The sequence below is a fragment of the Pontibacter locisalis genome (assembly GCF_042684605.1).
GTDB classification, from domain to species: Bacteria; Bacteroidota; Bacteroidia; order Cytophagales; family Hymenobacteraceae; genus Pontibacter; species Pontibacter locisalis.
This window is the reverse complement of sequence record NZ_JBHULU010000009.1, coordinates 134,820-154,144: the sequence shown is the minus strand read 5'-3', so window position 1 is coordinate 154,144 and position 19,325 is coordinate 134,820. Positions and strand designations below refer to the sequence as shown.

Below are 19,325 nucleotides of genomic sequence, written 5' to 3'. Positions count from 1 at the left end.
AGCCCTGTTACATCAGCCACTCTTAGTCTCAACAGATGGCGCCTGCAGATCTGATTCCAAAAAATCCTTTACGTAAAACTCGTCTACCACCACTATTATAACAGCTAAGATCGGGGCAGCAAGCAGCAGCCCTAACCCACCCTGCACTATACCAAACAGCACCTGCACAAAAAGCAACAGTGCCGGCGGCAGGTCTACTGTTTTCTGAAAGATGATAGGAGTAATCCAATAGCTTTCTACAAGCTGAATACCACCATACACCAGTAAGCTATAAAGCACCATCTGAGGCCCTTGCGTTAAACTTACCAGCACCACAGGAATACCGGCTATCCAGGGACCTATGTTGGGTATGAAGGCAAAAAGAAAGGCTATGAATGCCAGGGCAAACGCCAAATTTAAACCAATCAGGCTGTAACCGATAGCTGTACTTATGCCAATGATGGTCATAGCGGCCAACATGCCGACCAGCCAAAGCTTCAACGTTTCATAGCACTTCTGAAGCACCTCCAGCACCCGTGATCTGTACCTCACAGGGAACAGCTTGGCAACTCCCCGGGTGTATAAGGGAGGATTAGCGGCAAAGAACAATCCTGTTATAATAACAATCAGAAGATCAGCCAGAAAACTAAGCGTGGAAGAAACAACACCTGAAAGTCTGGAGAACAGCGCCTGTTGCTGGGGAAGCACCTTGCTCATGTCATTTGGCATCTGCTCCACAATCTTTTGTCCCCAGCCATACTGGCTGAGCCATCCCTCCAGCTGTGTTACTACCTCCGGAACAGTACTGCGCATTTCCTGCACCTGCTTGCCCACCGTTGGTGCTAGTAACCAAAAGGCTCCGATTATAGAACCGAAAAAGAGGATTGAGGAGATCAATAGTCCAACTTCTCTCCTGACATGAAGCTTGTTCACGAACCAATTAGTAATACCAGAGAGCAGCACAGCCAGCAGTATACCCGCAAATACTAGTAAGAAAAAATACAGGTGGCGGTTGAACGTGTAAAAGATGGTGGCAATAAGCAGCACAATAAAGGCAGCTATGGTGACCCGCTTTGCGTATCTATGAATGTTTTGCATAGTTCTCTCTCATATCTGAAGCTATCTTCATTAATTAATATTTGTTAATACTCATTAACATACTACTCCGTTACAGCAGTAAGGAAAGCGGGCAAGGCAAAGACAATATTTTAAAAATCCATTACTTGAATTTAAGGCGATAAAGGCGTACTTTCGTGCGTCCATTAAAACTGAAAGCATGAACATACACGAATATCAGGCTAAAGACATTTTAAAGAGCTATGGCGTACGTATCCAGGAGGGTATTGTAGCTGAAACGCCAGAGCAGGCAGTTGAAGCTGCTAAAAAACTTACTGAGGAAACAGGTACAAGCTGGCATGTGATCAAAGCACAGATACATGCAGGTGGCCGTGGTAAAGGTGGCGGCGTTAAGCTGGCGAAAAACCTGGACCAGGTTAAAGAAATAGCTGACCAGATCCTGGGTATGACGCTGGTAACGCACCAGACTGGCCCGGAAGGAAAGCTGGTACAGAAAGTTCTTGTTGCACAGGACGTTTATTATCCTGGTGACTCTGAGCCAAAAGAGTTCTATCTGAGCATCCTGCTGGACCGCGCGAAAGGCAGAAACGTGATCATGGCATCTACTGAAGGTGGTATGGACATCGAAGAAGTAGCTGAGAAGTCTCCGGAGAAGATCATCAAAGAGTGGATAGATCCTGCAGTTGGACTGCAAGGCTTTCAGGCTCGTAAGGTAGCTTTCGCTTTCGGTTTAGAAGGCGAGGCTTTCAAGGAGATGGTAAAGTTTGTAACCAACCTTTACAAGGCGTATGTTGAAACTGATTCTTCTATGTTTGAGATCAACCCTGTGTTGAAGACTTCAGACAACAAGATCCTTGCTGTTGATGCGAAAGTTGATTTAGATGACAATGCCCTGTTCCGTCATAAGAACCTGGCAGCCCTGCGCGATATCTCGGAGGAAGATCCTTTGGAGGTTGAAGCAGGTGAGCACAACCTGAACTATGTGAAGCTTGACGGTAACGTTGGCTGTATGGTAAACGGTGCTGGTCTGGCAATGGCTACGATGGACATCATCAAGCTTTCTGGCGGTGAGCCTGCTAACTTCCTTGACGTGGGTGGTGGGGCAAACGCACAGACTGTTGAAGCTGGTTTCCGTATCATCCTGAAAGACCCGAACGTAAAGGCTATTCTGATTAACATCTTTGGTGGTATCGTTCGTTGCGACAGAGTGGCTAACGGTGTTGTGGAAGCTTACAAGAATATCGGTAATATCAATGTTCCGATCATTGTTCGTCTGCAAGGTACAAACGCTGAAGAAGGTGCTCGCATCATTGATGAGTCTGGCCTTAAGGTTTACTCAGCGGTAGTTCTGAAAGAAGCTGCTGAAAAAGTAAAGCAGGTTTTAGCTGAAGCTTAATTCAACAAAATCATAAAACAGAAAAGGCTGCCAAAATTGGCAGCCTTTTCTGTTTTATATGGTTAATGCTAATATACTAAACCACTTCCAGTTGTACATCAATATTCCCCTGTACTCCTATAGAGTAAGGACAGATTTGGTGTGCTTCTTCCACAAACTGCTCCGCCTTCTCTTTGTCCATACCTTTTAGGTCAACAGCCAGCTTAACGGTAAGCCCATATTTTCCTGATTCAACCCTATTCAAATCTACGTGAGCTGTAACAGTAGACTCAGGATTCAGGCGCTCATGATGCTTACCTGCTACCACTAATAAAGCACTTTGAAAACAGGCTGCATAGCCGGCTGCAAACAATTGCTCAGGATTGGTTCTTCCTTTTTCACCGCCTAACCCCTCTGGTAGTGCCAGTGGCATATCAAGCACTCCATCTGATGATGTAACATGACCTTTACGTCCTCCAGTAGCAGTTACTTCTGCCGTATACAGTTTTTCCATAGGTTACTAATTTTTATTTATCTTGCAAGATGGTAGTAAGTATAACTACTGAAAGAAGAGGAATGTTTTGACATATAAGGCCTTACAAGTAAAAAAATAGCTTAATAAATAATAAAGCGATATTTTTCGAGGTTAAAGTTTCCTTTTGTTGCCATACTTCCTATTTTTGCAAACATTCTGCACCCGTAGTTCAATTGGATAGAATATCGGATTTCGGCTCCGAGGGTTAGGGGTTCGAATCCTCTCGGGTGCACAACCAAACAAAAACGCTGATCTCTATCATGGTGATCAGCGTTTTTGCTTAGAGCTGCTTATGAAAAGCTAGCTTCCCTTTATCCAATAGGAACGATTGAATTTATCTTTGGTCTTCTGCTTGCAACAGAATATCAATAGCATCAAAACTTCCGTACTCTTACACTAACTCAAGTTATTTACAAGATGATCCTGTTTGAAAACAGTATTTTAAAATTAGATTACAATCCTGCTACAGACATATTAGATGTAAAGTATCCCGACTTACATGATTTTCTTCTGCCTGAGATAAAGCATAGCATAGACATCATGATTGATATAATAAAAAATTATGATGTGAAGAAACTGTTGCTGGACTCAACCAGTACACTGATATCGGTAAGTGATGAGGAAAGCAGGGAAGTGGCAGTTTATCTGGCTTCTGGCCTTACCCGAACACGGGTTCAGAAAGTTGCACGGATACAGTCGCCAAGCGTTACAGTAGAAAAGACCGCACAGGGAAATCTGAAACATCTGCAGGAATCTACTGCATTACCTTTCGAACTCCAGAATTTTGCCTCTATGACGGAGGCACTGGATTGGCTGAAAGAGTAAAACTAAACCTGTGTTAGCAGGCTGATTAAATCACCTGAATTCTCTTTTAAATTTTCGTCCAGTACTTATATTTGCTTAAAATTCGGGGTGTAGCGTAGCCTGGTATCGCGCCAGCATGGGGTGCTGGAGGTCGTGGGTTCGAATCCCGCCACTCCGACTGAAAAATGCGTAACGCCAGTGCTGTTGGTAAAATACCATACACTGGCGTTACGCATTTTTCAGGCTTATTGATCTATTTCCTTAAAAAGCTTCTCCATTCCCTTCTGAATCTGCTCCCTCACTTCTTCTGTTTTCTTTTCCACAGCTCCCTCTGCCGCTCCCTGCCAGACCAATTCATTCCTTTCATGGTCTACCAGGTGCACCGAAATGGTTCCGGCCTTGTAGCGCCTGACCACAACATCCTCACTCTTCCAGGTGTAGCGCCGCTGCCCCACATAAAAAGGCGGATCTGTCAGGATGTTAGTTTCCCTTGTCTGTGTAGTATCTCTTACCACTATGCCAAGGTTTACCAACAAATCAGGGTTGTCAGTAGTACGTCTTAGCCCCCGCTGCTCCAGTTGTTTGGCAATTTCTTCTTTTATGTAGTCTACCTGCGTATTATATCCTGCGCCAATACCACTTCGCGAAGCATCTGTTTCATAGAAGGCAAAAGTCTCATATTCTGATAAATCAAATCCTTCGGCAGCCTCAGAACTTGTGTGTATTACAGGTGAGCAACCGAAAATAAAAACCAGCACTAAGAAGTAAAAAATACAGAAACGCTTTATCATGACATCCTTATTTAATGATTCAGCTAATTTGTACGCCGGTCAGCTTTATTTGTGCCGCTTTTACTATTTTGCTTTTCTGTTGCAGAGGTAGAAATTCGCTTGAGATGATTCAGATTTAAGGCAGCCCATCTCCTAAACTGGCTCATGCCTACTCATGCTCATTTTACAAACAAGGAAACGATTTGTATATTTGCACAGTGAAAGTGCTAACTACCATACTAGCCCTACTGATAGGTATAATTTCAGTGCTGCCCTGCTGCCCAACCGACAGCTGTACAGACGAAAAAAGTATAACTGAACAAAACGCTCCAGATGATCACACACAAGAAGGAGAAGTATGTTCTCCTTTCTATAGTTGTGCTGCCTGTATCGGCTTTACATTAGCAGGTCCTTCCATCGCAGAGGCAGTATTTGAGGCTACTAAACCACTTGTTTACACTAGACAACCTGCTTCTTTCTTCTCAAGCTTCCATCACGCAATTTGGCAACCACCAAAGATAGGCTGATATAACACCCGTGCTTTTTTCACATTAGCTGCGCTTTACAACCATACTGCGCAAAACTGTTATTCAGCATTATCTAAGTAAAATGAAGAAATACGTATTTGTATTGCTCTTCTTCCTGAGCAATACACTGGCTTTTAGCCAAAACACTTTAAAAGCTATCATCAAAGACAGCGAAACGCAGGCACCTCTTATAGGAGCTACAGCCTCAATTAAAGGCACCACTGTTGGTGCCAGCTCTGATGCCAATGGAGCATTAATTCTGAATGGAATTCCCGACGGACAGCAGGTAATCCTGTTCAGCTATGTCGGGTACCAGGACAGGCAGGAGACATTAACCTTCCCTCTCAATCAAGCTGCTCCATTAGTTATTCAATTGGAGCCTGCCGGAGAAGAACTGGAGGAAGTGGTAATTTCTACTACGCGTAGCAGCCGCACCATTGAAGATATTCCTACACGCGTGGAGGCCATCACACTGGAAGAGCTCGGTGAAAAAGCGAATATGAAACCTGGAGATATCAGAATGTTGCTAAGTGAGAGCACAGGCATTCAGACACAGCAAACTTCTGCGATCAGTGCTAACGCAAATATCCGGATACAGGGGCTCGACGGGCGTTACACACAAATTCTTCAGGACGGTTTTCCATTGTATGCCGGCTTCTCGAGTGGGCTTAGCATTATGCAGATACCACCGCTTAACCTGTATCAGGTAGAAGTTATAAAGGGAAGTTCCTCTACCCTTTACGGTGGCGGTGCCATAGCAGGACTGGTCAACCTTATCACCAAAAGACCAACAGAAGAAGGTGAACTAAGCTTTATGGCTAATGCTACAAGTGCCGGAGGCTGGGATTTAAGTAGCTTCTATGGCAAGAAGTTTGGCAAATTTGGGGTAACGGTTTTTGCATCAAGAAACAGCAACAAGGCTTATGATCCGGCTGATATAGGCTTCTCTGCTATTCCCGAATTTGAAAGGTACACTGTTAACCCACGCATATATTTCTACCCAAGTGACCAGACCCAGCTTTACCTGGGAGTAAATGCCTCACAGGAAGAACGTCTGGGAGGGGATCTTCGCTACATAGACAACAGCGAAGGCAACTACTATTTTGAACTGAATAACACAAAACGGCTATCTACTCAATTCAACCTGGAGCACATACTTTCAGATGACGGTATCCTCTCAGTTAAAAACAGCCTTAGCTTTTTCAAAAGAGACATAGCCGTTCCGGATTATAATTTTGAAGGTAACCAGACTTCCAGCTTTAGCGAGGTAACATATTCCCTCAACAGAGACAGGCTGGAGTGGATTTTCGGCACAAACATCTGGACTGATAAGTTCTCAGAGCAAAATGAAGGTACCGCAGGTGCACGCGATTATAACAGCACCATTATCGGAGCCTTTGCGCAGAACACCTTCACACCCACCGAGTGGCTCTCACTGGAGACAGGGCTACGTACTGATTATGTAACACCTGAGCCAGCCAATAAGTCGAAAGGGTTATTTGTACTGCCAAGAGTTTCTGCTCTCTTCAGGATAAGCGAAAACCTATCCTCCCGTGTCGGAGGGGGCATGGGCTACAAAACCCCTACCATCTTTACCCAGGAGGCAGAGAATGTTACCTTCCGAAACATTCTACCTCTCAACGCCAGCCAGACAGCAGCTGAGACATCTATAGGTGGTAACGCAGATATCAATTACAGCACGCTTATCGGTGAAAAGATCACCTTCAGCATCAACCACATGTTCTTTTACACTTACCTCGATAACCCCTTGATCCTCACGCTACGGCCTGATAACCTCTATGAGTTCCGCAATGCAAACGGTTACATTGATACGAAAGGAGTAGAGACTAACATAAAGTTTGGCTATGAGTGGGTGAAACTATTTCTTGGCTATACTTACACCGATGCACGGCAGCATTATAATGGCATCGTTAGTAACATGCCTTTAACTCCAAAGCACAGGGTGAACAATGTGTTGATGCTGGAGAAGGAAGACAATTTTAGAATAGGATTGGAAGCCTATTATTTTAGTCCGCAAAGGCTCACCGATGGCAGCAAAGGACGTGATTATTGGATAAACGGGGTAATGATTGAGAAAATGTTTCCTAAGTTTTCCCTGTTCCTGAACTTCGAGAACATATTTGACACCAGGCAAAGCAGGTTTGACAGCATCTTTAGTGGCAGCATAACAAGTCCTGTTTTCAATGAAATCTATGCGCCGGTAGATGGCAGGGTGATTAACGGAGGTATAAAGATTAGTTTGTAACTTATTCTGAAGGCCTGGCAGGTAACTGTCAGGCTTTTGTGCTGTATGAACTTAATGAACTAATTTGATTTTACAAGAACTAACCTTACAGCTTATCGATATACTGCGCCTATATGACCGTTACTTTTTAGGTAACTCTATATAGAAAGTAGTGCCTTCATTTTCTTTGCTTTTGAACCAGATCCTGCCACCGTGCCACTCCACTATTGTTTTGATAATGGACATGCCCAAACCGACAGTTGGCTCCCCTTTTAGCCCTTGCCGCCTTGCCTTGGTAAACTTTTCAAATAGCTCGCTCTGGTGCTCCACAGGTATTCCTACCCCATCGTCAGTCACCAATATCATTACCGTGTCCTCTTGTTCGATAAGTTCAATGGTAATATTGCCTCCATCATGGGTAAATTTGATGCCATTGGAAATCAGGTTGTTTATAACCTGCATAAACTTCCCCTGGTCTATGTAAACATAAATTCGTTTGCTGGAAGGTATAAACTTTACCTTCTTTTTGATCAAACTTTCTGCTTCTACATATTCCTCTACAATCTCCTTTAGCTTTTCAACCAGATTCATCCTGATCTTTATTAAGCCAGGATTAGTTGACTCAATGAACTCCTGATCTACAAAGTCTCTGATCAGCCTCACACTACGGGCACTGCTCTCATAAATTATGCGCAAGATATTAGTAATATCCTCACTTTTGTAGTCATCCAGATGTTTGGTAAGCTGCCCGGAAAGATTTTTAATATTGGCAAGCGGACCTGCAAGGTCGTGAGACAGCACTTCCAGGATGGCATTCTTTTTTGCTGCAAACTTTTGGAGGGTGCTGATATTATTTTTTAATGTAGTTATATCATCCACTACTCCTGTTATCAGGCATTGCCCATTGTCGCCATTAAATAGCATGACATGAGTTAATAACCACTTTACCTCCCCATTGTCCTGTCTGATCCTAAACTCGATGTTTTCTCCTGGCTTACCTTTCAAAATATCCTGGTATTCATTTGTTAAATAATCAATATCCTCCGCATGAATAGTACTTAACAGAAGGGAAGGATTGCGCAGGGCATCTTGTTTTGAAAGCTGCCACACTTTTTCAAATCCATCACTCAAAAAAACAAACCTGCCTGTTTCTACATCATAAGTAAATCCTACTTTACTAGAAACATGCATGTATTCTTTAAAAACTTCAGTAGCTATATTTTCGTCCATAAAGCCTTCTTTCAAAGATCCATTCCATATTTTGAATCGGTTACTAGTTTTTTTTCTTTAAAATTTACTTAGATCAGCTTGTTAATATACGCAGCTACATAAAGTTTCATGTAATATAATTTAGCCAAACAAATGCAGACCTACTATATGTAACCATCACCCACAATTAAGGGGGATTTAGGATACGGTAGTATTACTCCGATTGGTCTCACAGCGTGATTTTTGTTACACATAAAGCATAAGGAAGTTTGGTATAAAAGTTAATCATCTATAATTTATCAGCTCTTATAACATTATTTAACTACCTTTAGACTATTCCTACTCGCAGCTGTGCCTTAGGCTATACTACAATCTATTACTTTAATAACTACCTACACCCGTTCATTCCTGACAACATGGACACTACATCTAAACTCTTGCAAAAGCAAAAAAAGAAAATACTTGAAATCTGGATGCAAAACCAATTAAAGGATAGCACATTTCGAGATGACCTGATGACGAATGACGAACTGTTAAAGCAGTCCGATGAATTATTAGATGCACTTGCGCGTGCCGTAAAGTCTGGTAACACAGATAACATCTATGCATCTGAATTCGACCAGATAACTGAGATTTTAAGTGATGTTTCGATTACACGTGCCCGACAGGGGTTTAGCCCACGCGAAACCGGCATGTATGTATTGAGCTTGAAACAAGCTATACAGACTGTAATGGAGAAAGAATACAGCGATCAACCGGAGGTTCTTTACAAAGAGATCAGCACAATCAATAACCTGCTCGATCAACTAAGCATTATTACCTTCGAGACTTTTATCAAAGGCCGTGAGGAAGTTATTATCCGGCAAACAGACGAGATCAATGAAATTTCAACGCCTGTTATCCGGGTTTGGGATGGCATACTTGCGCTTCCGATCATAGGAACACTAGACAGCGCGCGCACCCAGATAGTAATGGAGAACCTGCTACAGGAGATTGTTAACACAGGAAGTACTATAGCTATTCTGGACATTTCCGGTGTACCTGCAGTAGACTCACTGGTTGCACAGCATTTGATTAAAACTGTTAGTGCAACTAGACTGATGGGTGCAGAATGTATCATCAGCGGAATTCGTGCTGAGATTGCACAAACAATCGTTCACCTGGGTATCGATTTGTCTAACATCAAAACAAAAGCAAGCCTTGCTAGCGCTTTACAACTAGCCTTTAGCATGCGAAACGTTGAGGTGAGAAAAATAAATAAGAACACAGGCACTGGCTGGGCCAGATAATATTTAAGATGGAAAGAATCCCTATTCTAAAGATGGGGCCTTACCTACTTGTTACTATACAGATAGACTTGTATGATAGGCTGGCCCTTAATCTTGAAAATGACCTGATCTCTATGGTAAGTAAAACCGAAGCAAGAGGTGTACTTATCGATATATCAGCTGTAAGTATTGTCGACTCATTTATGGGTCGTATACTCGGAAATATTGCATCTATGTCTCGTATTATGGATGCAGAAACTGTAGTAGTTGGCATGCAGCCGGCTGTGGCTATTACCTTGGTCGAACTTGGCCTTACCTTACAGGGAGTGCATACGGCACTAAATGTAGAAAGAGGCATGGAGCTTTTGCAAACCATGATTGGTTCGCAACCTGACTCAACAGAAGACGATGAGGAAGAGCCCGATGATTGTAATGACTAAAGACACGATGCAAATCGTACGGGAACAGGATGTAGTACCTTTCAGAAACAGAGTAAGAGAATTTGCAGTTAAAATTGGCATGAGTCTGGTAAACCAGACAAAACTTATAACAGCTGCCAGTGAACTGGTTCGTAACATGCTTAAGTATGCTAATGGCGGCAAAGTTGTTCTTGAAATCATTAGCAAGAGCGCTCAAACTGGTGTAAGGCTTACTTTTATAGATGAGGGCCCTGGTATAGCTGATATAAGTCTGGCCATGCAGGATGGTTTTACTACAGGCAAAAGCCTGGGGCTTGGTTTACCTGGCGCTAAAAGGCTTGTAAATGAATTTGATCTTAAAAGTGCGCCTGGTTCTGGCACTATAGTTACTGTAATTCACTGGAAACATGGGCGCTAATCATCACTTACGTTTTGCCATACCTGACAGAAGTTTTGTAAGTATTACAAAACGTGATATAGCTAAACTAGCGTTAGATTGGGGATTTTCTGAGGTTGAAATAGGCAAAATAAACATTGCTGTCTCTGAACTAGTTACAAATCTTATAAAATTCTCCCCCCAGGGAGGTGAAATTCTTGTACGGCCAATAGGGCAACCAATAGACACGCTTGAAATAATAAGTCTGGATAAAGGACCTGGAATGGATGAACCAGTGCGGATGCAGGAAGATGGTGTTTCCACTTATGGTTCTGCTGGCGAGGGTTTGGGTGCTATAAAAAGGCAGTCTTCCCTGTTTGACCTATATACACTTCCAGGATTTGGCACAGTAGTACTTGTTCATATATCCAAAGGCAAGCCTGCAACAAAAATTGTACAGCCGTCTCCGAAGTTGGAGGTTGGCTTTATCATGGTTCCTTTGTCCAAAGAAATCTTTTGTGGAGATGGTTTTGATATTTCTATATCTAACACCCGCACCGACCTTTTGGTATTGGACGGACTTGGACACGGCGCTCATGCTCATGAAGCATCTCAACAGGCTACAAAAGCTTTTAGAGAACATCTAAGCCTGGATCCTGCTAATAGAATGCGTGCAATCCATAATAGCATTAAAAAGACGCGTGGTGCTGTCGGGCTTGCAGCAACTATTCACAATAATACAATAGAGTATTGCGGTATTGGCAATATCAGCGGTAAGCTTTTTACAATGGAGGCCTCCTTGTTGGGTGCACAGTATAAAAACATAATTTCTTATAACGGTATACTTGGTCATAACATACCCACAACGCTAAACAATCAGCAACTGGAGTGGGTACGAAACAAAACGCTGGTGCTGCACTCAGATGGTATTAAGTCGCGTTGGGACTTAAATAAATATACAAACCTACTACGGCACCACCCTACAACCATTGCATCCGTACTTTATTTAGATCACAGCCGCCATACCGATGATACCCTTGTAGTAGTGTGTAAAGCAAAATTGTAGTTAGCTATGCTACGGAACATTCTTAAAATAAATATTAATAATGAACTAGACGTTGTGCTTGCTTACAAGAGGGCAATACAGTTATCTGAAAGGCTGGGGGTTGCTCTTGGCAATCAAACTAAATTTGCAACAGCCGTTTCTGAGATATGTCGCAATGTAGTGGAGTATGTAGGCAGTGGCATCATTCATTTTAACTTTTTAGAAGAAGCAGGTGTCAATTTTCTTGAAGCTGTTATCAGCGATAGAGGGCGTGGCATCGGTAATCTTGATCTTATTCTCAAACAAACCAACAAGTTTGGTAACAGCCGTGGATCAGGCATTATTAATTCAAAAAAACTTGTTGATCAGTTTCATATAGAAACAGAGTCTGAAAAAGGCACTAAGGTTATCCTACGCCGTAAGATTCCTGCTAAAGCGACACTTGTAACCAAAGCTGTACTAGACCAATGGACATATGAGTTTGAGCAGGAGACCAATATTTCGCCTTATGCCGAACTAAAAAAACAGAACATGCAATTATTGGAACTGCTGGAGCAACTTCGTATCCGGAACCTGGAAGCAGAGCAGCAATTGCAGGAAATTAAAAGGCTGAACATAAAACTACAACAGTCAAACACAGAGGTCAGCAAGTTGTTGGATGAACGGAATGAAAAGAACCGCCTCCTGCAAAAAATCAATGATGAATTAGATGCTTTTGCACACACAGTGTCACATGACCTCCGGGCGCCGCTACAGAACATTGATGGGATAAGTGCAGCGTTAGAAACCAGCATACTTTCAAATCAGGCGGATGAAGTAAATGTGCTGCTGCCCATGCTGCGTGAACAAACAGATAAAATGGACAAGCTTATAACAGGCATACTAACCTATTCTTTAGCTGGCCACCATGATATCCAACGAAGATTTGTAGAAATGAACACGTTGCTTCAGCAGGTTATAGCTTCCCTTAAGCTTCCTCCAGGATTTCATGTTGAAGTTCAATCTGATTTACCAAACCTGTACACCCAGGCAATTTACATGGAACAGGTGCTAGGTAACTTAATCGGAAATGCTGTGAAGTATCATGATGCTCCGGAGCAGGGGAACATTACTATCAATTATGAGCGACACCCTGACCGTCTTTTATTTTCGGTGGAAGACAATGGGCCTGGCATTGGAGATGAATACCAGCCTCAAATATTTAATATGTTTGAGCGGGGAATCAACAACGGACTAGCGGGTAGCACAGGTTTGGGACTGTCGATCGTGAAGAAGATCGTGACAGAAAAAGGGGGCAACGTGTGGGTAGAATCGAATGGTCGTGGCAGCAGGTTCTTATTTACCTGGCCGGCGGATGATCTGGTAAAAGACAATGAAGAATAAAAAAGAAGGGCTGTGTTCCAGCCCTTCTTTTTTATTTTTTAGAGGAAAAGTAAGTTTCCATTAATTCACGAACATCGTGTTTTGTGAGTGCTTTTGAATAGTGCTTTTTCACCTTCTTATAATTTCTGAGTCTCTCCAGATCATAGAAACTTGCTGAAGAAGTAAGCATGAGGATAATCACCTGATCAGATGCATCAAGACCCTCTTTCTGATACTCATCCAAAAAAGAAAAGCCATCCATCACTGGCATTTTAATATCCAGAAAGATCAAGTTCGGAGAGATAACACCTTCTGTACCAGCAGCAGCCGATTTAAGATAATCTATAGCCTCCCTCCCATTCTTCACTATTACGAACTTCTTCGCTACTTTCATTTCCCGCAGCAACCGTTCATTCAGATAATTAGTAGTGTTATCATCATCTACTAACATCACCAGTTCCAGGGGTTCATTGTAAACATCCATCCTTTTCTTCCTGACTCTTTTAAAATGGGTATAAAATTGTACCCTCTTCTTGTTTGATAGTACAAATATCGTCTTTTGTTATAAACAAACAATAGCTTCCCATCATTATTAAATCTGCACCTAAACAACTGTAAGGTATCGCCCTAGTTGCATCTTTAACTAATTGAGCAGGTTCTGTTTTACTCACCCAAAGATACTATAGGGTTGAAGCTTAAATCCTTTTGATACAATTTCATGTATCTAAACAAAAAGAAGCTTTTTGAAAAAGTTTGATTTAATACAACACCTATGGATACTTATAATTTGAAACCTGAAAACATGAGGGCTCCAAATCACCTTACCCGTGAAGAGGTACAGAAAAGCCTGGAAGAACTGGATAGTAAAATCAAAACGTTGCGTGGCCGTATCAACGCTACTACTGCGGACTCTAACAATACCTACCACGAACACATTGCTGCTCTTGAAAGAAAGCGCGAACTTATCGCCAGCAAAATGAATGAGTCCGATGATACGCAGCAAAAGTGGCAGGACCTGCACAACAATATTAACAACCTGCACAACGATGCGGACAATATCATAAAGTAAAAATCAGAAGATATTTAGGAAACAAAAATCCCGGGCCATTTAATGGACCGGGATTTTTGTTTCTGTTTCAGTATTAACCAAGTGCAGGCTCTCTAAAGCCTACCCACGTAAACCTTTTAATTACAAATTCAGGGTTTGTAAAAGAAGCATTACCTGCCGGATTACCACCTGTAACATGGAAATCGGAGAAACTAGCATTCTGATTCACATAGATTCCACCTGTCAGGTTGAAAGATACCGGTGTACCAGCCAAACTCATTTCATCCATTATTTTCTCCTTCACTTCAGAGTTTGTAGTATAAGCTCCGCAGGAAATTGCGCCATACTCCATAGCCATCTCCTTTGCCAGCTCAATGGACTGATCTGTATCTTTTGTTTTGATGATCAACATGATTGGACCGAATAATTCCCTGCTATAGCTCTCTTTTTCAGAAGCATCTACTTCATACACAACTGGTGTGCAAGTGCGGGCATTGGCAAACATCGGGTGGTCAAAGTCGCAGGTACTAAGCACCTCTTTACCCTTTACAGAAGACGCACTTTTTACACGCTCTGCTGTAGCCGGATTTTGTATAGCACCTAAAATGTGTGGAGCAGCTTTAGGATTGTTAACCAAACCTGTCACGGCATCAGTTAATTTCTTTACTACATCATCGAAAGGTACCTGCTCACCACCTACTTTGATACCTCTTTCAGGAATAAAGAAGTTTTGAGGAGCCGTACACATCTGTCCGGAGTACAAGCTTACGGAGAAAGCCAAATTCTGCGCCACTTTATCCAGATCCTCCACAGAGTCCAGGATAATAGAGTTAACTCCAGTTTTCTCTGTAAACACAGTTTTCCCTTTCAGGCCTTCCACGTAGTTACCAAACTCAGTACCTCCCGTGTAGTCAATCAATTTTACTTTCGGATGCTCTGCCAGGTCTTTAGTGATCAGGCGATCATCTGCATCAACTGCCAACTGGCAAATGTTCGGGTTCAGACCATTCTCCTCCAACACTTTCTGAACTTCTGCCACGAAAATGGCAATCGGCAATACTGCTTTTGGATGCGGCTTCACAATCACAGGGTTACCTGTAACCAGGCTGGCGTACATTCCCGGCACCGAATTCCAGGTAGGGAAAGTAGAGCAGCCAATCACAAGCGCTACACCTTTCGGAACTGCTTTCCATGTTTTATTCAGCTTCAGGTTATATTTGCCCATTGGCTTCTCCCACTCCGTTGCCTCCGGAAAACGGGTCTGCTCCTCAAAACCGGCTGCTATAGCCTCCAAGGCCCTGTCAGCCGCATGAGGACCGGATGCCTGGAAAGACATCATGTAAGCCTGTCCCGTTGTATGCATGGTGGCATAGGCCACTTCAAAGAAACGAGTCTTTACCCTCTCCAACGATTCCACAAGTAGCGCTGCACGATCAGCAGGCTTTACTTTGCGCCACTGATGGTAAGCTTCTTCTGCTCTGTTTACTAATGTTTCAGGTGAGAAGAAAGGGTATTTAACGTTCAGGGCCTGCTGCTCGTAAGGAGACTCCTCCTGGCCTACCCATTGCTCAGGGTCTTTCTGCAGCAACTCATCAAACTTACTGTTCAGGTGAGCCTTGTACTTTTCACGGCCTTCTTTATCGGCGTTTTCTCCATAAATTTCAGGAGAAGGATTTTCAGGGTAATGGGCGAAGAACGTTCTCTCGTGTATAGCTTTCACAGCTGTGTTGATTGCGTCCTGGTGCTTGTTAAGCAAGTCTAATTTCATAGTTCCAGTTTTATATAATTATTTTCCTATATTTTTCGACTTTGTCCCTGAAAGTTACGTAAAAAAACTAAAATTTTCGGGAGCTGCTATTGAATTTCAATTTATCTTTGAGATTAGTTGGCATCTTTTTGCCATCAAAAGCCTCCATCAAATGGTCTAACTCAAAACTTTACGAGCCACTGATTAAATGTTTACAGACAGAACGATGCTGAGGCGGTTTCTATATCTCTTCTTTGCCCTTCTTTTACATGCACCTTTCTTATTTGCCCAAAAAGCCAAAGGCGTAGGAACAGCAACAAAACCATACACCGTTGTTTATAAACTAAAGCAACAGGATGAACACCAGCGCACTTCCAGTGAGGCTTTGCAACTGACTCTCCAGAGAGTTGGGGCAGCAGGTGTAAAAAGAAAGTTTCCGCATGTAAATGTATCTCAAAATGCCCGAAGAGCTGGCAGTCCTGAGCTAAGCAGAATTTATGAGCTAAAATATTCTCCTCAGCTAAGTTTTGAAAAAGTAAAGAACTTACTGCTTGCTACTGGCCAGGTGGACTACGTGGAGCCGCTTTATGAGCGTGTTCCCTTGCACCAGCCCAATGACCCAGCCGCTGATTCTACCTTGACTACCCAGTTTTACCTTAAGCTGATAGGCGCATATGAAGCTTGGGGAGTTGAAAAAGGAGACACAAACGTAGTAATAGGCGTATTGGACACTGGATTTCGCCTGACTCATCAGGATCTTGATACCAAAGTCAAGAGAAATTATAGAGATCCTATTGATGGCCTGGACAATGATGGCGATGGATACGTTGATAACTTCGCCGGATGGGACTTTGGCGACTGGGACAATGATGTGGTTGATAACCAATTATATGGCGGCCATGGCACAAGTGTGGCGGCAGCGGCGGCGGCGGCGGCTAATAACTCAGTTGGTATGGCAGGTGTTGGCTATAACATTAAGTTCTTACCACTAAAAGTTTTCAATTCGACTCCACAGGGTGGCTTTGGCGGCTACGAAGCGATTGTCTATGCCGCTGACAAAGGATGTAAGGTCATCAATCTATCCTGGGGTGGTCAAGGATTCTCTCAGTATGAGCAGGATATAATAAATTATGCGGTATTAGAAAAAGATGCAGTTATTGTTGCCGCAGGTGGCAATACACCTGGTTATGTAGACATTTATCCTGCTTCTTATGCTAATGTGCTTTCCGTTGGAGGTACAGATTCAAAAGATGTAAAACACTCTGGTTACACCCACAGTTATAATATAGATTTGGCCGCTCCAAGCAGGAGTGTCTACACAGCTTCACCAGCTGGCGATGCAGGGTATGGAAACGCCAATGGGACATCCTTTGGCTCTCCAATTGTAGCAGCCTGCGCTGCTTTAGTTAGATCAAAGTATCCCGAACTTAATGCCTGGCAGGTAATCGAACGCCTGCGGGTTACCACTGATAACATTTACGGTCTGGCAGGTAATCAGCAGTACTTTGAGATGCTTGGTCGGGGACGCGTGAACATAAAAAGAGCATTAAAGCAACAGCAGCTGAAGTCCGTTAGGTGCATTTCTTTTGAACTTGAAAGTAAATATGCCCCTCCTGCCGGTTCACAGGCGTCTATAAACGCTATTTTTAAAAATTACCTTGATCCTGTTTCCAATTTAGCTATTACCCTTACAAGTTCCTCTCCTTATGTTACTATAACACAAAACAGACTTGCCGCTGGTAGCATGGGCACGATGTCAAGCAAAGCTAACACAGGTTCTCTGTTTACTTTTAGCGTAGCAGAAAACACACCTGCCAACACCCTGATACCATTCCGCCTGTCTTATAAAGATGGTACCTATGAGGACTTTCAGTACTTTGTAGTAATGGTAAACCCGGATTATGTTGCGCTTGATGCCAATAACCTGGAGGTAACTGTTAACAGCAAAGGAAACTTTGGATACAATGGATTTAACTTTACACAGGGTGAAGGTATAAAATATAAAAAAGGTAACCCTCTCCTGTTTGAAGGTGGGTTGATGATCTCTACATCAGCTACACAGGTGTCTGATAATCTTCGTTCACAAATGTGGAAGAATGACGAGGATTTTATTCCTGTAAGTATTGCTAAGCGCCACCTCAACACCCCTCTTGCTACGCAGGAAATTAGATCGCTTATGCATGATGGACATACTTCACCTGATGAGGCTAAAGTAGGTGTGCAGGTCAAGCAGATTTCCTATGCGTGGCAAGATGCGGCAAACCAGAACTTCGTTATTCTGGAGTATCATATAAAGAACACTACCGATACTCCTTTTCAAAACCTTCACGCTGGTGTGTTTGCAGATTGGGACATTGGCGAACATAATTTAAATGTCGCGAATTGGGATGACGAAAACAGATTGGGTTATGTACATCATGTTTCGAGACCGCTTCCTTATGCCGGCTTTAAGCTCCTTACTAACGACAGTCCGAGCTATTACGCTATCGATAACCTGGGAGCAAACGATGATAATCTTGTGATAGAAGATGATTTCACTACAGCTGAGAAATACAGGACGCTAGCCAATGGTATAAGGCGCAAAACAGCAGGAATTCAGGGTGGAAATAATGTTTCGCATGTAGTTGGTGCCACCGTTAATAACCTGGCTCCCGGTGAAACAAAAATAGTGGCCTTTGCCATGCTTGTTGCGGATAACTTGCCAGCGTTGAAACAGAATGCTGCTGCTGCACAACAAAAATATATCAGCTTCAGAACCAGTCAAACGCCTGTAGCACTAGCTGACACTGCCTGTGCAGGCACAAACGTCACCTGGACTCCGGAAAGGGGCACCAGATTCAATTTCTATGCTGATTCGCAGAAGCAGACCTTATTAGCCACTGGCCCGTCTTACACGCTGGAAAACTTTTCACAGCAAACAACAATTTACGCCGCAGGTATAGACTCTGTATTTGAAAGTGCTGCAGCACCTGCTACTTTTTCTTTACCATTGGCTCCTGCAGCTGACTTCACTTATGAGCCAACAGAAATTTTTGCAGGCCAACCTGTTGCCTTCATAAACAACAGCACAAATAGCAAAGAATGGCGCTGGGACTATGGAGGTGTAACACCTTTTACTGAAAAGAACTTTGATTATACTTTTAATGAACCAGGTTCTTACCCGGTCAGTTTAACTGTAGTAGACAGATTTGGCTGTACAGAAGCTTCTGTAACAAAGGTGGTTGAGGTAAAGGCTGCCTCTCCAACAGGAGTGACAGGTACAGAAGACCCGTATTTTGTATTATACCCTAATCCAACTTCCGGGCAGCTTTACATCCGCTATACAGGAAATAACCATTTGACTCCGCAAGCAATGCCGCAGGTTTCTATATTAGACATAACAGGTAGAAATATTAAACCAAGGCTGGAGCAAAAGAGTGGTGAATTAGTAGCTGATCTGTCTGTGTTGCCTGCAGGAGTGTACCTGGCAAAGATTTCGTATAATAACACCTCGTTCATCAAACGAATCATAGTAACAAAGAAATAAAACCGATCATTGT

At 42.9% G+C, this 19,325-nt stretch carries 17 protein-coding genes and 2 tRNA genes; 13 read left to right on the top strand and 6 right to left on the bottom strand.

Features of this window, described 5'->3' with window-relative positions; genetic code table 11:
- Nucleotides 1-12 precede the first annotated feature (12 nt).
- The gene (locus ACFSRY_RS06365) at nt 13-1,077 is read right to left on the bottom strand and encodes an AI-2E family transporter (RefSeq protein ID WP_377504189.1); all 1,065 of its coding nucleotides are present in this window, start codon (nt 1,075-1,077) and stop codon (nt 13-15) included.
- 178 nt (nt 1,078-1,255) lie between these two features.
- Here ACFSRY_RS06365 and sucC point away from each other — a divergent pair, with 178 nt between their 5' ends.
- A complete protein-coding gene (sucC, locus tag ACFSRY_RS06360) occupies nt 1,256-2,452 on the top strand; it encodes an ADP-forming succinate--CoA ligase subunit beta (protein WP_377504187.1) in 1,197 nt (398 codons plus the stop codon).
- A 76-nt stretch (nt 2,453-2,528) separates the two neighbouring features.
- Here sucC and ACFSRY_RS06355 read toward each other — a convergent pair whose 3' ends face one another.
- Entirely contained in the window at nt 2,529-2,945 is a 417-nt protein-coding gene (locus ACFSRY_RS06355) for an organic hydroperoxide resistance protein (RefSeq protein ID WP_377504185.1), read from the bottom strand.
- 179 nt (nt 2,946-3,124) lie between these two features.
- Between ACFSRY_RS06355 and ACFSRY_RS06350 the strand changes: the two genes are divergently transcribed.
- The 3 genes from ACFSRY_RS06350 to ACFSRY_RS06340 all read left to right on the top strand — a co-directional run bounded on the left by ACFSRY_RS06350 (nt 3,125) and on the right by ACFSRY_RS06340 (nt 3,948).
- Nucleotides 3,125-3,198 (top strand) — tRNA-Arg (locus tag ACFSRY_RS06350).
- A gap of 185 nt (nt 3,199-3,383) precedes the next feature.
- Entirely contained in the window at nt 3,384-3,791 is a 408-nt protein-coding gene (locus ACFSRY_RS06345; RefSeq protein WP_377504183.1) for a hypothetical protein, read from the top strand.
- 83 nt (nt 3,792-3,874) lie between these two features.
- Nucleotides 3,875-3,948, top strand: a tRNA-Pro gene (locus tag ACFSRY_RS06340).
- A gap of 67 nt (nt 3,949-4,015) precedes the next feature.
- On the opposite strand, the gene ACFSRY_RS06335 is transcribed toward ACFSRY_RS06340, so the two are convergent.
- Nucleotides 4,016-4,561: a DUF4136 domain-containing protein gene (locus tag ACFSRY_RS06335; RefSeq protein ID WP_377504181.1), complete on the bottom strand. Its 546-nt coding sequence runs from the start codon at nt 4,559-4,561 to the stop codon at nt 4,016-4,018.
- Between the two features lie 197 nt (nt 4,562-4,758).
- Here ACFSRY_RS06335 and ACFSRY_RS06330 point away from each other — a divergent pair, with 197 nt between their 5' ends.
- Together ACFSRY_RS06330 and ACFSRY_RS06325 are read left to right on the top strand one after the other, a co-directional pair.
- Nucleotides 4,759-5,067, top strand: coding sequence for a DUF6660 family protein (locus ACFSRY_RS06330; protein WP_377504179.1), 309 nt, complete (start codon nt 4,759-4,761; stop codon nt 5,065-5,067).
- Nucleotides 5,068-5,149: 82 nt separating this feature from the next.
- Nucleotides 5,150-7,333 (top strand): TonB-dependent receptor, encoded by a 2,184-nt coding sequence (locus tag ACFSRY_RS06325; RefSeq protein WP_377504177.1) that lies wholly within the window; start codon nt 5,150-5,152, stop codon nt 7,331-7,333.
- Between the two features lie 120 nt (nt 7,334-7,453).
- Here ACFSRY_RS06325 and ACFSRY_RS06320 read toward each other — a convergent pair whose 3' ends face one another.
- Complete coding sequence (locus tag ACFSRY_RS06320) at nt 7,454-8,542, bottom strand: PAS domain-containing sensor histidine kinase (protein WP_377504175.1); 1,089 nt, start codon at nt 8,540-8,542, stop codon at nt 7,454-7,456.
- Between the two features lie 395 nt (nt 8,543-8,937).
- Here ACFSRY_RS06320 and ACFSRY_RS06315 point away from each other — a divergent pair, with 395 nt between their 5' ends.
- Genes ACFSRY_RS06315 through ACFSRY_RS06295 form a run of 5 tightly spaced genes read left to right on the top strand, consistent with a single transcriptional unit; the run spans nt 8,938 to nt 13,012 of the window.
- On the top strand, nt 8,938-9,810 hold the full coding sequence (locus tag ACFSRY_RS06315) for an STAS domain-containing protein (RefSeq protein WP_377504173.1): 873 nt from the start codon (nt 8,938-8,940) through the stop codon (nt 9,808-9,810).
- Nucleotides 9,811-9,818: 8 nt separating this feature from the next.
- Nucleotides 9,819-10,229 (top strand): STAS domain-containing protein, encoded by a 411-nt coding sequence (locus ACFSRY_RS06310; protein WP_377504171.1) that lies wholly within the window; start codon nt 9,819-9,821, stop codon nt 10,227-10,229.
- A complete protein-coding gene (locus ACFSRY_RS06305) occupies nt 10,222-10,626 on the top strand; it encodes an anti-sigma regulatory factor (protein ID WP_377504424.1) in 405 nt (134 codons plus the stop codon). Before ACFSRY_RS06310 ends, ACFSRY_RS06305 begins: the two co-directional genes overlap by 8 nt.
- Entirely contained in the window at nt 10,616-11,650 is a 1,035-nt protein-coding gene (locus ACFSRY_RS06300; protein ID WP_377504169.1) for a stage II sporulation protein E, read from the top strand. Before ACFSRY_RS06305 ends, ACFSRY_RS06300 begins: the two co-directional genes overlap by 11 nt.
- Before the next feature lie 6 nt (nt 11,651-11,656).
- Nucleotides 11,657-13,012 carry an ATP-binding protein gene (locus ACFSRY_RS06295; protein ID WP_377504167.1) on the top strand — a complete coding sequence of 452 codons (1,356 nt, stop codon included), beginning with the start codon at nt 11,657-11,659 and terminating at the stop codon, nt 13,010-13,012.
- A 31-nt stretch (nt 13,013-13,043) separates the two neighbouring features.
- On the opposite strand, the gene ACFSRY_RS06290 is transcribed toward ACFSRY_RS06295, so the two are convergent.
- Nucleotides 13,044-13,475, bottom strand: a complete 432-nt coding sequence (locus tag ACFSRY_RS06290) for a response regulator (protein WP_377504165.1) — start codon at nt 13,473-13,475, stop codon at nt 13,044-13,046.
- Nucleotides 13,476-13,763: 288 nt separating this feature from the next.
- On the opposite strand from ACFSRY_RS06290, the gene ACFSRY_RS06285 reads away from it, so the two are divergent.
- Nucleotides 13,764-14,060, top strand: coding sequence for a hypothetical protein (locus ACFSRY_RS06285; protein WP_377504163.1), 297 nt, complete (start codon nt 13,764-13,766; stop codon nt 14,058-14,060).
- A 73-nt stretch (nt 14,061-14,133) separates the two neighbouring features.
- Here ACFSRY_RS06285 and paaN read toward each other — a convergent pair whose 3' ends face one another.
- Nucleotides 14,134-15,807, bottom strand: coding sequence for a phenylacetic acid degradation protein PaaN (gene paaN / locus ACFSRY_RS06280; protein ID WP_377504161.1), 1,674 nt, complete (start codon nt 15,805-15,807; stop codon nt 14,134-14,136).
- Between the two features lie 187 nt (nt 15,808-15,994).
- On the opposite strand from paaN, the gene ACFSRY_RS06275 reads away from it, so the two are divergent.
- Nucleotides 15,995-19,312, top strand: coding sequence for a S8 family serine peptidase (locus ACFSRY_RS06275; protein WP_377504159.1), 3,318 nt, complete (start codon nt 15,995-15,997; stop codon nt 19,310-19,312).
- Nucleotides 19,313-19,325 lie beyond the last annotated feature (13 nt).

What these genes read in the sequence shown, in the direction of transcription:
- ACFSRY_RS06295 (WP_377504167.1), top strand. Translation starts at nt 11,657, where the DNA reads ATGCTACGGAACATTCTTAAAATAAATATTAATAATGAACTAGACGTT.
- ACFSRY_RS06365 (WP_377504189.1), bottom strand. Translation starts at nt 1,077, where the DNA reads ATGCAAAACATTCATAGATACGCAAAGCGGGTCACCATAGCTGCCTTT.
- ACFSRY_RS06290 (WP_377504165.1), bottom strand. Translation starts at nt 13,475, where the DNA reads ATGGATGTTTACAATGAACCCCTGGAACTGGTGATGTTAGTAGATGAT.
- ACFSRY_RS06315 (WP_377504173.1), top strand. Translation starts at nt 8,938, where the DNA reads ATGGACACTACATCTAAACTCTTGCAAAAGCAAAAAAAGAAAATACTT.
- ACFSRY_RS06320 (WP_377504175.1), bottom strand. Translation starts at nt 8,542, where the DNA reads ATGGACGAAAATATAGCTACTGAAGTTTTTAAAGAATACATGCATGTT.
- ACFSRY_RS06300 (WP_377504169.1), top strand. Translation starts at nt 10,616, where the DNA reads ATGGGCGCTAATCATCACTTACGTTTTGCCATACCTGACAGAAGTTTT.
- ACFSRY_RS06310 (WP_377504171.1), top strand. Translation starts at nt 9,819, where the DNA reads ATGGAAAGAATCCCTATTCTAAAGATGGGGCCTTACCTACTTGTTACT.
- ACFSRY_RS06305 (WP_377504424.1), top strand. Translation starts at nt 10,222, where the DNA reads ATGACTAAAGACACGATGCAAATCGTACGGGAACAGGATGTAGTACCT.
- paaN (WP_377504161.1), bottom strand. Translation starts at nt 15,807, where the DNA reads ATGAAATTAGACTTGCTTAACAAGCACCAGGACGCAATCAACACAGCT.
- ACFSRY_RS06325 (WP_377504177.1), top strand. Translation starts at nt 5,150, where the DNA reads ATGAAGAAATACGTATTTGTATTGCTCTTCTTCCTGAGCAATACACTG.
- ACFSRY_RS06335 (WP_377504181.1), bottom strand. Translation starts at nt 4,561, where the DNA reads ATGATAAAGCGTTTCTGTATTTTTTACTTCTTAGTGCTGGTTTTTATT.
- ACFSRY_RS06275 (WP_377504159.1), top strand. Translation starts at nt 15,995, where the DNA reads ATGTTTACAGACAGAACGATGCTGAGGCGGTTTCTATATCTCTTCTTT.
- sucC (WP_377504187.1), top strand. Translation starts at nt 1,256, where the DNA reads ATGAACATACACGAATATCAGGCTAAAGACATTTTAAAGAGCTATGGC.
- ACFSRY_RS06345 (WP_377504183.1), top strand. Translation starts at nt 3,384, where the DNA reads ATGATCCTGTTTGAAAACAGTATTTTAAAATTAGATTACAATCCTGCT.
- ACFSRY_RS06355 (WP_377504185.1), bottom strand. Translation starts at nt 2,945, where the DNA reads ATGGAAAAACTGTATACGGCAGAAGTAACTGCTACTGGAGGACGTAAA.
- ACFSRY_RS06285 (WP_377504163.1), top strand. Translation starts at nt 13,764, where the DNA reads ATGGATACTTATAATTTGAAACCTGAAAACATGAGGGCTCCAAATCAC.